This window comes from Streptomyces roseifaciens (assembly GCF_001445655.1).
GTDB classification, from domain to species: domain Bacteria; phylum Actinomycetota; class Actinomycetes; order Streptomycetales; family Streptomycetaceae; genus Streptomyces; species Streptomyces aureoversilis.
The window spans coordinates 351,748-365,836 of the sequence record NZ_LNBE01000003.1 but is presented as its reverse complement, the minus strand read 5'-3'; the positions used below and the strand labels follow the sequence as shown (position 1 = coordinate 365,836).

General features: G+C 74.1%; 10 protein-coding genes. 5 read left to right on the top strand and 5 right to left on the bottom strand.

The genetic code is table 11. The features are described 5' to 3' along the window. Nucleotides 1-54: 54 nt before the first annotated feature. Nucleotides 55-894, top strand: coding sequence for an NAD(P)H-binding protein (locus AS857_RS07600; RefSeq protein ID WP_058042371.1), 840 nt, complete (start codon nt 55-57; stop codon nt 892-894). 58 nt (nt 895-952) lie between these two features. Here AS857_RS07600 and AS857_RS07595 read toward each other — a convergent pair whose 3' ends face one another. After that, nucleotides 953-1,627, bottom strand: a complete 675-nt coding sequence (locus AS857_RS07595) for a LysE family translocator (RefSeq protein WP_058042370.1) — start codon at nt 1,625-1,627, stop codon at nt 953-955. 167 nt (nt 1,628-1,794) lie between these two features. Then, on the bottom strand, nt 1,795-3,024 hold the full coding sequence (locus AS857_RS07590; protein ID WP_058042369.1) for a S8 family peptidase: 1,230 nt from the start codon (nt 3,022-3,024) through the stop codon (nt 1,795-1,797). Between the two features lie 347 nt (nt 3,025-3,371). Here AS857_RS07590 and AS857_RS07585 point away from each other — a divergent pair, with 347 nt between their 5' ends. Beyond that, on the top strand, nt 3,372-4,307 hold the full coding sequence (locus AS857_RS07585; protein ID WP_079110160.1) for a phosphotransferase enzyme family protein: 936 nt from the start codon (nt 3,372-3,374) through the stop codon (nt 4,305-4,307). Nucleotides 4,308-4,464: 157 nt separating this feature from the next. Here the strand turns inward: AS857_RS07585 and AS857_RS07580 are convergent, their stop codons facing one another. Both AS857_RS07580 and AS857_RS07575 read right to left on the bottom strand, forming a co-directional pair. Beyond that, entirely contained in the window at nt 4,465-5,187 is a 723-nt protein-coding gene (locus AS857_RS07580) for a 3'-5' exonuclease (RefSeq protein WP_058042367.1), read from the bottom strand. Between the two features lie 103 nt (nt 5,188-5,290). Then, nucleotides 5,291-6,544 (bottom strand): SAV2148 family HEPN domain-containing protein, encoded by a 1,254-nt coding sequence (locus tag AS857_RS07575; protein WP_058042366.1) that lies wholly within the window; start codon nt 6,542-6,544, stop codon nt 5,291-5,293. A gap of 469 nt (nt 6,545-7,013) precedes the next feature. Between AS857_RS07575 and glgX the strand changes: the two genes are divergently transcribed. Together glgX and treY are read left to right on the top strand one after the other, a co-directional pair. Then, nucleotides 7,014-9,140 carry a glycogen debranching protein GlgX gene (gene glgX / locus AS857_RS07570; RefSeq protein WP_058042365.1) on the top strand — a complete coding sequence of 709 codons (2,127 nt, stop codon included), beginning with the start codon at nt 7,014-7,016 and terminating at the stop codon, nt 9,138-9,140. A gap of 42 nt (nt 9,141-9,182) precedes the next feature. Beyond that, nucleotides 9,183-11,600: a malto-oligosyltrehalose synthase gene (gene treY, locus AS857_RS07565; protein ID WP_058042364.1), complete on the top strand. Its 2,418-nt coding sequence runs from the start codon at nt 9,183-9,185 to the stop codon at nt 11,598-11,600. Nucleotides 11,601-11,649: 49 nt separating this feature from the next. On the opposite strand, the gene AS857_RS07560 is transcribed toward treY, so the two are convergent. Then, complete coding sequence (locus AS857_RS07560) at nt 11,650-12,537, bottom strand: LysR family transcriptional regulator (protein ID WP_058042363.1); 888 nt, start codon at nt 12,535-12,537, stop codon at nt 11,650-11,652. 93 nt (nt 12,538-12,630) lie between these two features. Here AS857_RS07560 and lpdA point away from each other — a divergent pair, with 93 nt between their 5' ends. Beyond that, nucleotides 12,631-14,046, top strand: a complete 1,416-nt coding sequence (lpdA, locus tag AS857_RS07555) for a dihydrolipoyl dehydrogenase (RefSeq protein WP_058042362.1) — start codon at nt 12,631-12,633, stop codon at nt 14,044-14,046. Nucleotides 14,047-14,089: the final 43 nt, after the last annotated feature.

Genomic DNA, 14,089 nt, shown 5'->3' with positions numbered 1-14,089 from the left:
GCACGCCGTGCATTCCCTGCACCGCCTGCGTCTCCCAGAAGGGCACCCGAGGACATGACCACCCTCGTCACCGGCAGCCGCGGCCGCGTCGGCCGCGCACTCATCGACATCCTGCACGCCCGGGGCCACGCCGTCCGGGCGGCCTCCCGCACCCCCGGCGAGCTCACACTGCCGGACGGCGTCCCCTCGATGCGCCTCGCGCTCGACGAGCCGGAGACCTTCCGCGCGGCGCTCGACGGCGTCGCGTCCGTGTTCCTGTACGCGGAGGCCTCGCACACCGCCGCCTTCGCACGGGCGGCCGCGGACGCCGGCGTCCGGCACATCGTGCTGCTGTCGTCGAGCTCCGTGCACTACCCCGACGCCGCCACGCACCCCGTCGCCCGCCCGCACCGGGAGGCCGAGCAGGCCCTGGCCGCCGGGCCGGTCACCGCGACGTTCCTGCGGCCGGGCGTCTTCGCCACCAACACGCTGGGCTGGACCCGCTCCGTCAAGGCCACCGGCACGGTGGACCTGCCCTACCCCGGCGCATACACCGACCCCATCCACGAACAGGACCTGGCCGAGGCGGCGTTCACCGTCCTCACCGACCCCGCGCGCCAGGGCGGCGCGTACACGCTCAGTGGCCCGGAAGTCCTGACCTTCCTCGACCAGGCCGAGCAGATCTCGCGCGTCGCGGGCGTGCCCGTGACCGTCAACCCCGTCTCGCCCGAGGCCTGGAAGGAGGCCGCGGGCCCCCACCTGCCCGGGCACTTCGCCGACGCGCTGCTCTCCTTCTGGAAGTCGTCCGACGGCAAGCCGGGCAGGCTCGCGGGAGGCGTGGAGGAGCTGACGGGCCGTCCGGCGCGTACGTTCGCCACGTGGGTGGAGGACCACGCCGCCGACTTCCGTCCCTGACGTCCACCGCCGGCTTCCGTCCCCGGCTCGCGCCCCGGCTCTCGTACCTGACGCGGCCTCAGACCGTCTCCGCCGCCGTGCCGATGCCCAGGGCCACCAGGACGCCCCCCGTGGCGCGTTCGAGGTTGCGGCCGACGCGGGGGCGGCGCAGCCAGGTGATCATGCGCGCGGCGCAGACCGCGACGAGCAGCATCCACACCGCGGCCACGACCGCGTCGATCACGCCGAAGAGCAGGGTCACCCCGAACGGCGAGCCGCCCTCGGGCAGGAACTGGGGGACGACGGCGACGAAGAAGACGCCGACCTTGGGGTTGAGCAGGCAGCTCAGCAGGCCCTGGCGAAACGCCTCGGCCGCGCGCGGCGCGGGGGCGGCGGAGGCCTGCTCCTGCAGCGCCGCGGCCCCGGACCCGCCGGAATCGCCGGACGCACCGGAGCCGCCTCCGCGGCGCGGGCGGTGGGCCCACAGGGCCTGGGCGCCGAGGAACACGAGGTACGCGGCGCCCGCGAGCCGGACGACGGTGAAGGCCGCGTCCCAGCGCTGCAGCGCCGCCGCGAGACCGAACGCCGCGGCCACGCCCCAGGCCAGCGAGCCGACGGCCGCACCGAGGGCGGTGGCGCTGCCCGTGCGGCGGCCGCCGCGCAGGCAGTTGCGCAGGACCAGGAGGGTGTCCGGGCCCGGTGCCATGGCCACCAGGAGGGAGAAGAGGGTGAATCCGAGTATCGCCGCCGTCACGCTGGACTCCTGTCTTCTTGAGGCTCATGTGGTGATTGAGGCTCGTGTGATGACGGGAGCTTAACCAGGCGGGTTTCCGGGCGATCTCGCCCGGAAGTCCGGGAACGACCACGGCCGCCGCTCCCCGTGGGGGTGGGGAGCGGCGGCCGGCCGATGGGCTGGAGCTGCTACTCGGTGACCTTCAGCAGCTTGTTGGGCGTGCCCGTGCTCGGGTTGGAGACCTTGTCGGGGGTCGCGCCCTTGACGAGCGCACCCGCGACCTGCTCCGGGGTGGCGTCCTTGTGGGCGCCGAGGTAGACGGCGGCGGCACCCGCGACGTGCGGAGTGGCCATCGACGTACCGGAGATGGTCTTGGTGCCGGAGTCGCTGTCGTTCCAGTCGGAGGTGATCTCCGAGCCGGGAGCGTAGAGGTCGACCACGCTGCCGAAGTTGGAGAAGTCCGACTGCTGGTCGTCCTTCGTGGTGGAGGCGACCGTGATGGCCTCCTTCACCCGGGCCGGGGAGCTGTTGCCCGCGTCGGAGGACTCGTTGCCCGCCGCGATGGCGAAGGTGACGCCGGAGGCGATCGCCTTCTGCACGGCCGCGTCGAGCGCCTCGTCCGCGCCGCCGCCGAGGCTCATGTTGGCGACCGAGGGACCCTTGTGGTTCTTGGTGACCCAGTCGATGCCGGCGACGACCTGCTCGGTGGAGCCGGAGCCCTGGCCGTCCAGGACCTTGACGGCCACGATCTTGGCCTTCTTGGCGACGCCGTGCGCCGTGCCGGCGATGGTGCCCGCCACGTGGGTGCCGTGGCCGTTGTCGTCCTCGGCCTTGTCGCTCTTGTCGACGGCGTTGAAGCCGAAGGAGGCGCGGCCCCCGAAGTCCTTGTGGCTGATGTGGACACCGGTGTCGATGACGTACGCGGTGACGCCCTCGCCGGCGCCGTCGGGGTAGGCGTACTTGCCGTCGCCCTTGGTCTCGGCCTGGTCGATGCGGTCCAGGCCCCAGGAGGGTGGGGCCTCCTGGGTGGCGCTGGCGGTGAAGCGGTGGTTCTGGACGACCTTCTCGACCGCGGGGTCGGCCGCGAGGCGCTTGGCCTCCGTCTCGTCCAGACCGCTGGCGGAGAAGCCGTGGATCGCCGAGTCGTAGGTGCGGCCGAGCTTGCCGCCGTAGCGCTCGGCGAGGTCGCCGCCCTGCGCGGAGACGGACTTCGCGCCGACGGCGCCCTTGCCGTCCTTCAGCATGACGATGTAGCTGCCCTCGATCGCGCCCTTGGCGTTGGTGCCGTAGACGGTCCCTTCGGGGGCGGGGGCGGCGCCGGCCGGCAGAGCCATGAGCGTGGCTCCGGCGGTGACGGCGGCTGCGGCGGATATCGCCAGGACGGTCCGTCGCCGGCCGGTGCGCTTGTGTGATGCCATGACGAGGTTTCCTCCTCGTGCGGTTGTTGTGGGGGGAATTGAGCATGTGTCACTGCACGCCCGGAGTGACGGAAGGGGCCGCTCCGGGGTGCTTCGAAACCCTGTCGGATTTGACGCGGGCAGTTCAACCCCCACGAGGTTTTGTGACATAGGCAACGTCGTTGCGTAATGCCAAACCCCTTTGAAGGAAGGCAATTTGGGCACTGACGGAGCATCAATTGAGCGCAGGGCAGGCCCTGATGAGAAGGACGGGTGAACATCCGGCCCGAGAGCCGGCAAGACGAAACGTATCGTCCAACGATCTCTTTCCGGCCATGCGCGGCCGGCCGGGTAGCGTGACGGGTCGGATGAGCAGGAGTGCGGCGATCGCCGCAGGTACGAAAGGTACGGGCGCAGTGGCGGACGCGGCGGAGAGCACGGCATTCACGGAGCGGCGGGCGCGCGAGCTCCTCGCGGCGGCGGTGCCGGAGGCGCCGGTGGCCGACGCGGCCCTGCTCGCGCTCGGCGAGAACGCGGTCTTCGCCGTGGGCGGGCTCGTCGTCAAGGTGGGCCGCGACGCGTCACTGCTGGAGCGCGCGCGCCACGAACTGCGGGTCGCCGCCTGGCTGGCGGAGCAGGGCGTCCCGGCCGTGCGCGCCGCCGAGCCCGCGCCGCGGACGGCCGGAGGGCACCCCGTGACGCTCTGGCACCGGCTGCCCGAGGCCGTGCGCCCGGCCGGCGCCGCCGACCTCGCCGGGCTGCTGCGCATCCTCCACGCCCTGCCCGCCCCGGACTTCGCCCTGCCCCGGCGCGAACTGCTCGGCGGTGTCGAGCGGTGGCTGCGGCTGGCCGGGGACGCGATCGACCCCGCGGACGCGGCCTACCTGCGCGAGCGGCGGGACGGCTTCGCGGTGCAGGCCGCGGCCCTGACCCCGCACCTGCCCCCGGGCCCGATCCACGGGGACGCCCTCCCGCGCAACGTGCACATCGGCCCGGACGGGCCGGTCCTGGTGGACCTGGAGACCTTCGCGGGCGACCTGCGCGAGCACGACCTCGTCGTCCTCGCCCTCAGCAAGGACCGCTACGGCCTGCCGGCCGACGCCTACGACGCCTTCGTACGGACGTACGGCTGGGACGTACGGGAGTGGGAGGGCTGCCCGGTCCTGCGCGGTGCGCGCGAGACGGCGAGCTGCGCCTGGGTGGCCCAGCACGCGCCGGGCAACGCTGCGGCTCGCGCGGAGTTCGGTCGCCGGGTGGCGTCACTGCGGGAGGGTGACGCCGCGGTCCGGTGGTATCCGTTCTGAGGACTCCCGTCCTCAATCCCTGCCGGACGCGGCAGGCCGTCTGCGGGCCGTGCGTGGCTGGTCGCGCAGTTCCCGCGCCCCTTATAGGGGCGCTCCCGCAGCGGTCTGCGCTCAGGCCACCGGAGCCGGTGCGCGCATCGCCTCCCCCGCGGAGCGGTCAGCGCAGCGGCCAGCGGCCGTCCACGGTCGCCGTCTCGTCGCCCTTGCGGCGCAGCCAGGCCTCGTAGCCCCTCGCCCAGTCCGCGTACCACCGCTCCTGGTCCCGGTGGAGGTCCCAGGGGGCGGCCTCGGCCACCTCCGGATAGTGCTCGGCGAGGGCGCAGGCCACCCGGACGGCCGCGAGGGCGTCGGCACCGGCCTCGTGGGCGTCCTCCAGGGTCACGCCGTAGACCCGGCAGACCGTCTCCAGGTTCCGCTTGCCCTTGCGGTAGCGGTCGAGGGCGCGGTCCATGGTGAGCGGGTCCACGACCGGGCCCGTGCCCTGCCCGCCGGCGGCCGCACCGCCCGCGGCCGCCAGCCGCTCCCCGAGGGAGGGCAGCCCGTGCCGCCGGAGCTCCGCCGCGAGGATGGTGAGGTCGAAGGCGGCGTTGTAGGCGACGACGGCCGCGCCCGCCGACCAGTGCGCGACCAGGATGTCCGCTATCTCGTCGGCCACCTCGCGGGCGGGCCTGCCGAGGGCGGCGCGCTCGCTGGTGATGCCGTGGATGGCCGCGGCCTCGTCCGGGATGGGGACGCCGGGATCGGCCAGCCACTCCCGGCGGCCGACGGGCTCCCCGGCCTTGGTCTCGACGACGGCCGCCGTGACGATCCTCGCCTCGGCCGGATCCGTGCCCGTGGTCTCCAGGTCGAAGCCGATCAGCAGCTCCTGATGCCACCCCATCGCGGTCCCCCTTCGTGGTGCTTCCCCCGACTGGTCCCCAGCGTCGCACGCCCCACTGACAGCGCCCCGTCCCGGCCTGCGGGAACGCCGTCGCGGGCGGCCGTCACGAGACCGGTCGCGAGTCCGCCCACACGCTCTCGAACTCCTCGCGGTAGGTCTCGAAGAGCCCGTGCTCGGGCTCGCGCCCGTCGCGGACCACGGTGCCGCCGCCGCGCAGCACCAGCACGGGGGCCTCCATGCCGCGGGCCTTGCGCAGGTAGGACTGGACGACGGCCAGCCCGTCCGCGCCGTCGCCGTTGACGAGGTAGGCGGTGAAGCGCGGCGTCTCGTCGAAGACGCGGATCTCGAAGGCGGCGGTGTCGCGGAGCCGGTCGCGCACGCGCCGCATGTGCATGATGTTCATCTCGACGGACCGGCTCATCTCGCCCTTCTTGATGCCCAGCTCCCGCTCCCGGCGCCGCACGGCGCTGCTGGCGGGGTTGAGGAAGAGCAGACGGGCCCGGCAGCCGGCCTCGGCGAGCCGGACCAGCCGGCGCCCCGAGTAGTTCTGGACGAGCAGGTTCAGGCCTATGCCGACGGCGTCGAGGCGGCGGGCGCTGCCGAAGAGGTCCTCCACGGGAAGCTGCCGCTGCAGCCGGACCCGGTCGGGGTGGACGCCCACGACGTCGGCGTAGCGGTCGCCCACGATGTCCTCGACGGCGTCGACGGGCAGCCGGTCGCCGGACCGGGCGCCCGTGCCGCCGCTGCCGCCGCTGCCGCCGCCGAGGATCGTCAGCAGGCGGCCGGCGGCCCGCTCGGCCTGGGCGAGGACGGTCTCGGACAGGGCGCGGTTGCGGGAGACGACGTTGCGCGTCACCTCCAGCTCGTCCAGTGCCAGTTCCAGCTCGCGCCGGTCGTCGAGGTACGGCTCGAAGCAGGGCCAGTGCTGGACGAGGAGCTCGCGCAGCTGGGGCAGGGTGAGGAAGCTGAGGACGTTGTCGTCGGCCGGGTCGAGCAGATAGCCCTTGCGGCGGCTGACCTCGCGCACCGCGACGGCCCGCTGCACCCACTCCTGCCCGGCCGGCCCGGCCGCGGCGACGACCCACTCGTCCTCGCCGTGCACCGGCTCGTAGACGGGCCGCAGGACGGCGGCGACGACGGCGCGCAGCCGCTGCTCCACGAGGTTGAGCCAGATGTACGCCCGGCCGGCCCGCCGGGCGCGGGTGCGCACCTCGCCCCACGCCTCGGCGTCCCAGTCCAGTGCGGCGCCGATCTCCACGGGGCGTGCCACGGACACGGCGCCGGGAGGTGTGTCGGCCGAGCCGTCACCCCCGGGACTTCCGTCTCCAGGGGGCAGCTCCAGCCCGCCCGAGCTCACAGTGCACCGCCTTCCGCCCCCGTCCAACGATCAAGGCAGACTACTGTGCGGGCGGCGGGCCCTGCACCCGGACGGGTCCGGTCCTCCGCCAACTCTCCCGTTCCGGAAACCTGTTGTCCGCCCGCCCGGCGCGGGGAGTGAGCCGTTTCATAGCGGTGGGGTCCCAAAACGCGCGGTGAGAGCCGTGCGGGCGCCCGTCCGGGCGCGCCGTGCCGCCGGTTTCCGGGGCCGGAGGGGAGGGGGCGGAGCGGGGGCGCACCCCCGCCGGGTCACCCGGTCGGACGAGCCGAAGGGGGCTGTGGTTGCGCTCCTTTTGGGGAAGATCTGGCGAAAGGGCGCCCTGTCCGGTCCGATTGGGCGAAGATGCCGCTTCGGCCCGTACGCGCGTCTCGAACAGCAAGGCCGGCGCGTGCGGCGGCGAGGACGGCCCCCGAGTACAGCCTGGGACAACGGAAGAACGGAAGAGTCGATGCAGGTCTGGCCGGGACAGGCGTACCCCCTCGGCGCGACGTACGACGGCGCCGGCACCAACTTCGCGGTCTTCTCGGAGGTCGCCGAGCGGATCGAGCTGTGCCTCCTGCACGACGACGGCTCGGAGACGGCGGTGGAGCTGCGCGAGAGCGACGCCTTCGTACGGCACGCCTACCTGCCGGGGGTGATGCCGGGTCAGCGGTACGGCTTCCGGGTGCACGGGCCCTACGAGCCGGAGCACGGGCACCGCTGCAACTCCGCCAAACTGCTGCTGGACCCCTACGCCCGGGCCGTGAGCGGGGCCGTCGACTGGGGCGAGGCCGTCTACGGCTATCACTTCGGGCGGCCCGAGAAGCGCAACGACATGGACTCGGCGCCGCACATGATGACGTCGGTCGTCGTCAATCCCTACTTCGACTGGGGGGACGACCGCCCGCCGCGCACCGACTACCACCGCACGGTCATCTACGAGGCCCACGTCAAGGGCCTGACGATGCGCCACCCGGCGCTGCCGGAGGAGATCCGCGGCACGTACGCGGCGCTGGCCCACCCCGCGGTGATCGAGCACCTGACGGAGCTGGGGGTCACGGCCATCGAACTGATGCCGGTCCATCAGTTCGTCAACGACCACCGGCTGGTGGATTCGGGTCTGGCCAACTACTGGGGCTACAACACCATCGGCTTCTTCGCCCCGCACAACGCCTACGCCTCCTGGGGCGACCGGGGACAGCAGGTGCTGGAGTTCAAGTCGGCGGTGCGGGCGCTGCACGCGGCGGGCATCGAGGTCATTCTCGATGTGGTCTACAACCACACGGCCGAGGGCAGCCACCTGGGGCCCACGCTCTCCTTCCGGGGCCTGGACAACGCCTCGTACTACCGGCTCGCGGACGACCCGCAGTACTACATGGACACCACCGGCACCGGCAATTCCCTGCTGATGCGCAGTCCGCACGTCCTGCAGCTCATCATGGACTCGCTGCGGTACTGGGTGACCGAGATGCGGGTGGACGGATTCCGCTTCGATCTGGCGGCGACGCTCGCGCGCCAGTTCCACGAGGTGGACCGGCTCTCGTCCTTCTTCGACCTGGTGCAGCAGGATCCGGTGGTCAGCCGGGTGAAGCTGATCGCGGAGCCGTGGGACGTCGGCGAGGGCGGCTACCAGGTCGGGAACTTCCCCCCGCTGTGGGCCGAGTGGAACGGAAAGTTCAGGGACACCGCCCGGGACATGTGGCGCGGCGAGCCGGCCACCCTGGCGGAGTTCGGCTCCCGGCTGACCGGCTCCTCCGACCTCTACCAGGGCGACGGCAGGCGCCCCCTGGCCTCTGTCAACTTCGTCACCTGCCACGACGGCTTCACCCTGCACGACCTCGTCGCGTACAACGGCAAGCACAACGAGGACAACGGCGAGGACAACCGCGACGGCGAGAACCACAACCGGTCCTGGAACTGCGGGGCCGAGGGCGAGAGCGACGACCCGGAGGTGCTCGCGCTGCGCGAGCGCCAGATGCGCAACTTCGTCGCCACGCTGATGGTGTCGCAGGGCGTGCCGATGCTCAGCCACGGCGACGAGTTCGCGCGCAGCCAGCAGGGCAACAACAACGCCTACTGCCAGGACAACGACGTCTCCTGGGTGCACTGGCCGCGCCCCGGGGACGACTCCTCCGGGTCCGCCCGGCGGATGCTCGCCTTCACCCGGGCGATGGTGTGGCTGCGCCGCGACCACCCGGTCTTCCGGCGCCGCCGCTTCTTCCACGGCCGCCCGGTGCAGGGCACCCACGACGAGCTGTCCGACATCGCCTGGTTCACCCACGAGGGTGAAGAGATGCGGGACAGTGACTGGCAGGCCGCCCAGGCCAAGTCGCTGACGGTCTTCCTCAACGGCGGGGCGATCTCCGAGCCCGGGCCGCGCGGCGAGCCGGTCGTCGACGACTCCTTCCTGCTGATGTTCAACGCGCACGACAAGCCGCTCGACTTCGTCGTGCCCGCCGACCACGGCAGGCTGTGGCAGGTCGTGGTCGACACCGCCGGGCCCGAGGGGGTGGCGACCGACGGGCCGAAGATCCGGGCGGGGGACCGCCTGACGCTGGCCGACCGCAGCCTCGCGGTGTTGCAGCGCCCGGCGTAGTCCCCTGCGGCAAGGCCGCCGCGAGTGGGTACGTACGTTCCCATGAGGCTCCACAGCGCTGTGCCGACCGCGACCTACCGGCTCCAGCTCCAGCCGGCCTTCCCCTTCCGGGCAGCCGAGGAGGCCGTGCCGTACCTGGCCTCCCTCGGGGTGTCCCACCTGCACCTGTCCCCCGTCCTGGAGGCCGTCCCCGGCTCCACGCACGGCTACGACGTCGTCGACCACTCGGCCGTGCGGGCCGAGCTCGGCGGCGAGGAGGGCCTGCGGTCCCTGGCCCGCACCGCCCGGGAGCACGGGATGGGCCTGATCCTCGACATCGTCCCGAACCACATGGCCCTGCCCGCGCCCGCGACGCTCAACGGCCCGCTCTGGGAGGTCCTGCGGGACGGCCCGGCCTCGCGCTACGCCCGCTGGTTCGACATCGACTGGGCCGAGCACGGCGGCAAGGTGCTGCTGCCCGTGCTGGCCGGCCCGCTCGGCGGGGAGCTGCGCCACTTCAGCGTCGCGGGCCGCTCGGACCGTTCGGGGCGCGTCCTGCGCTACCACGACCACGCCTTCCCGCTGCGGCCCGGCACGGAGCGGCTGCCGCTGCCCGACCTGCTGGACGCCCAGTGGTACCGGCCCGCCTGGTGGCGGCTGGCCCGCACGGAGCTGAACTACCGGCGCTTCTTCACCGTCTCCGAGCTGATCGCGGTCCGCGTGGAGGACCCGGAGGTCTTCGCCGCCACCCACGGCAAGGTGGTGCAGCTGCTGCAGGACGGGGTGGCCGACGGGCTGCGCGTCGACCACCCGGACGGGCTCGCCGACCCCGCCGGCTACCTCCACCGCCTCGCCGAGGCCACGGACGGCCGGTGGACGGTCGTCGAGAAGATCCTCGGCCGCGACGAGCGCCTGCCCGGCGACTGGCCCGTCGCCGGGACCACCGGCTACGACGCCCTGCGCCACCTCGACGGCCTCTTCGTCGACCCCGCGGGCGCCGCCGAACTGGGGGCCCGCTACCGCGCCTTCACCGGCCTGCCGCCCGACCGCGGCGGCGACTGGCCCGCGACGGTGCGCCGCGCCGCGTACAAGGTGATCACCCACGAGCTGGCCGCGGAGACCGAGCGGCTGGTGCGCACCGCCGGCCGGATCTGCGAGGGCTCGCACCAATTGCGCGACACCGCGCCCTGGGCCCTGCGCACCGCGCTGCGCGAGATCCTCGTCCGGCTGCCCGTCTACCGGCCCTACGCGCTGCCCGGGCGGCCCCCGGCCCCCGTCGACGCCGCCCTGCTCGACCAGGCCGCCCAGGACGCGCGCGGCGCCTTCGCCGTGCCCGAGGAGGCCTGCGCGGCCGAGATCGTCCGGGACGCGGCGCTCGGCCGCCTGGGGCAGGGGCCGGACCAGCGGGACTTCTGCGCGCGGTTCGCGCAGACCGCCTCCGCGCTGCGCGCCAAGTCCGTCGAGGACACCGCCTTCTACCGGCACGCGCCCCTGCTGTCGGCCGCGGAGGTCGGCGGCGACCCCGGCCGGCCCGCCGTCTCCCCGGAGGAATTCCACGCCTACTGCGCCCGCCTGCAGCACGACTGGCCCGCGACCGGGACGGTGCTGTCCACGCACGACACCAAGCGCAGCGCCGACGTGCGGGCCCGGATCGCGGCGCTGAGCGAGTGCCCCGGGCAGTGGGCGGACCTGATGGACCGGCTGGCGGCCGGGGCCGCCGACCCCTGCGCGCCCGACCCGCACGTGGCGTGGCTGGCCTGGCAGAGCGCCTTCGGGCTCGGCCCGGCGAACCCCGCGGACGCCGACCGGCTCGCGCCGGCCGTGCTGAAGAGCGTGCGCGAGGCGGGGCTGCGCACGACGTGGACCGAGCCGGACGCGGCCTACGAGGCGGCCGTGGAGGCCTTCGTCGCGGCGCACCCGTGCGGCCCGGCCCGCACGGCTCTCGCGCCCCTGGAGGAGGCGCTGCGCCCGTCCGTACGGGCCAACACGCTCGGCGCGGCCCTGCTGCACCTGACCATGCCGGGCGTGCCCGACCTCTACATGGGCACGGAGCGCGCCTACGCCGCCCTGGTCGACCCCGACAACCGGCGCCCGCCGGCCTTCCCCGAAGCCGTCGCCGACGGGGCGGCCGCCGGAGCCGGGGACCTGTCCGCCGAGAAGCTGCACCTGACGCGCACCGTGCTGGGGCTGCGCCGCTCGCGCCCCGAGTGGTTCGGCCCCGGCGCCTCGTACGCGCCGCTGGCCGCCGACGGCCCGGCCGCCGGGCACTGCGTGGCCTTCGCACGCTCCGGCGCCGCGGTCACCGTCGTCTCGCGGCTGCACGAGCGGCTGGCGCAGGACGGGGGCCTGCGGGGGACGGTGCTGCCGCTGCCGGGCGGCGGCCGGTGGCGCGAGGTGCTGACGGGCGCCTCCTGGGAGGCGCCCGTGGCCCTGTCGGAGCTGCTGGAGCACTGTCCGGTGGCGCTGCTCGTGCGGGACTGAGCGACGAGCCGCGCCCCGTGGAAGGGCGCGGCCCCACGCACAGCGGGCTTCAGCCGGTGCCCGGAAACGCCAGTTCGCGGCAGAGCTCGACGAAGGCGGCGGTGGTGCCGGTGAGCTCCACGCGCGCGAAGGCGGTCTGCTCGCGGCGCCAGCGCGGGTCGACGGGGACGGTCACCGCGCCGGGCACGTCGCGCGCCATGTGCACGGGGGCGGCGACCAGGCCCAGTCCGGACACCGCCATCCGTACGGCGGTCGAGGAGTGTTCCGTCCAGACGGCCGTACGGGGAGCGAAGCCGCCCTGCTCGCAGACCCAGTCGAGCCAGCGCTTGCCCTGCACGATCGGTTCCAGGGCACAGCGCACCCAGTCGCGCCCGGCCAGTTCGGGCAGCGTGAGGGGTTCCGTACGGGCTGCGAGCGGGTCGTCCGCCGAGGTGATCACCATGATCTCCTCGTCGCCGAGGGGGACGACGGGGCCGTGCCAGCCCTCGGGGCGGGGGCCGACGGCGATGTCGGCGACGCCGCGCTCCATGTGGTCGCGCAGCTCCTCCGTGGTCGCGTACTCGTGCAGGTGGAGGCGGACGGCGGGGAAGGCGCGGCGCCAGCGCGCGAAGACGGGCGGCAGCACCCCGACCGCGAGGGCGTGCAGGGAGGCGATGTGCAGCTCGCCGCCGGCCGCTCCGGCGGCGGCCTTCGCCGCCCGGCGGGCCTGTTCGGCGCTGCGGACGGCGAGTTCGGCGTGGGGCAGGAAGGCGCGGCCCATCGGGGTCAGGCCGATGCCGCGCGGGCGGCGCTCCAGCAGCGGGCCGCCGACGTCCCGTTCCAGGGCCTTGATCTGGTGGGAGAGGGCGGACTGGGTCACGTTGAGCAGGTCGGCCGCGCGGGTGAACGACTCCTCCTCGACCACCGCGACGAGGTACTCCATCTGCCGCAGGCTCATGCCCGGCCCTCCCGTGGCCCCATGACCTCTGTTCATGGGATCGATCGAAACATTGCGTTGGACTCATAATCCCTGACGGCGCAGGGTGAAGACATGCGCGAAACAGATGTGATCGTGATCGGCGGCGGCACCGGCGGCTACAGCACCGCCCTGCGGGCCGCAGCGCTGGGCCTCGACGTCGTCCTCGCGGAACGCGACCTGGTGGGCGGCACCTGTCTGCACCGCGGCTGCATACCCAGCAAGGCCATGCTGCACGCGGCGGAGCTGGTGGACGGCATCGCGGAGGCGCGCGAGCGGTGGGGCGTCAAGGCGACCCTGGAGTCGGTCGACTGGTCAGCGCTCACCGCGACCCGCGACGACATCGTCGCCCGCAACCACCGGGGCGTGGAGAGCCATCTGGCGCACGCCGGCGTGCGCGTGGTGCGGGGGACGGCGACGCTGACGGGCCCGCGGACGGTGCGGATCGGTTCGGGCGCCGAGGCGGGTTCCGCGTGGACGGCCCGCCGGGGCATCGTGCTGGCCACCGGCTCGCGGCCGCGCACCCTGCCGGGCCTGGAGCCCGACGGGGCGCGCGTGGTCACCAGCGACGACGCCCTGTTCGCGCCGGGGCTGCCCGGCTCGGTGCTGGTGCTCGGCGGGGGCGCCATCGGCGTGGAGTACGCCTCCCTGCACCGCTCCATGGGCGCCGAGGTGACGCTGGTGGAGGCGGCGGAGCGGCTGCTGCCGCTGGAGGACGCCGACGTGAGCCGGTATCTGACGCGGGGTCTGAAGAAGCGGGGCATCGACGTCCGGGCGGGCGCGCGGCTGGAGGACGCCGTCGCCCACGAGGGCGGGGTGCGGGCCACGCTCCGCACCGCCCGCGGAGAGGTGCGCACGCTGGAGGCGGAGCGGCTGCTGGTGGCCGTGGGCCGGGTGCCGGTCACCGACGGCCTCGGCCTGGCGGCGGCCGGACTCGCCACCGACGCCCGCGGCTTCGTCCCGCCGGCCGACTGGTCGCGCCTGGAGACGGCCGTGCCGGGCATCCACGTCGTCGGCGACCTGCTGCCGCCGCCCTCCCTCGGCCTCGCCCACGCCTCCTTCGCGGAGGGGCTGCTGGTCGCCGAGACCCTCGCCGGGCGGGCGCCGCAGCCGGTCGACTACGCCGCCGTGCCGCGCGTCACGTACTCCAGCCCGCAGACGGCCTCCGTCGGCCTGACGGAGGACGAGGCGCGCGAGCGCGGCCACGACGCCGAGGTGAACTCGATGCCGCTGACGGCCGTGGCCAAGGGCATGGTGCACGGGCAGGGCGGCGTGGTGAAGGTCGTCGCCGAGAAGGGCGGCGGCCGGGTGCTCGGCGTCCACCTGGTGGGCCCGCACGTCTCGGAGATGATCGCGGAGAGCCAGCTGGTCGTCGGCTGGGACGCGGACACGGCCGACGTCGCCCGGCACGTCCACCCGCACCCGACGCTGTCGGAGGCGGTGGGCGAGGTGATGCTCTCGCTGGCCGGGCGCGGGCTGCACCAGGTCTGAAAGACATCGGGCCCGAGAGAAATCGGTGGACGGGCGGGGCCCG

What these genes read in the sequence shown, in the direction of transcription:
- AS857_RS07600 (WP_058042371.1), top strand. Translation starts at nt 55, where the DNA reads ATGACCACCCTCGTCACCGGCAGCCGCGGCCGCGTCGGCCGCGCACTC.
- AS857_RS07590 (WP_058042369.1), bottom strand. Translation starts at nt 3,024, where the DNA reads ATGGCATCACACAAGCGCACCGGCCGGCGACGGACCGTCCTGGCGATA.
- AS857_RS07585 (WP_079110160.1), top strand. Translation starts at nt 3,372, where the DNA reads ATGAGCAGGAGTGCGGCGATCGCCGCAGGTACGAAAGGTACGGGCGCA.
- AS857_RS07580 (WP_058042367.1), bottom strand. Translation starts at nt 5,187, where the DNA reads ATGGGGTGGCATCAGGAGCTGCTGATCGGCTTCGACCTGGAGACCACG.
- glgX (WP_058042365.1), top strand. Translation starts at nt 7,014, where the DNA reads ATGCAGGTCTGGCCGGGACAGGCGTACCCCCTCGGCGCGACGTACGAC.
- treY (WP_058042364.1), top strand. Translation starts at nt 9,183, where the DNA reads ATGAGGCTCCACAGCGCTGTGCCGACCGCGACCTACCGGCTCCAGCTC.
- AS857_RS07560 (WP_058042363.1), bottom strand. Translation starts at nt 12,537, where the DNA reads ATGAGCCTGCGGCAGATGGAGTACCTCGTCGCGGTGGTCGAGGAGGAG.
- lpdA (WP_058042362.1), top strand. Translation starts at nt 12,631, where the DNA reads ATGCGCGAAACAGATGTGATCGTGATCGGCGGCGGCACCGGCGGCTAC.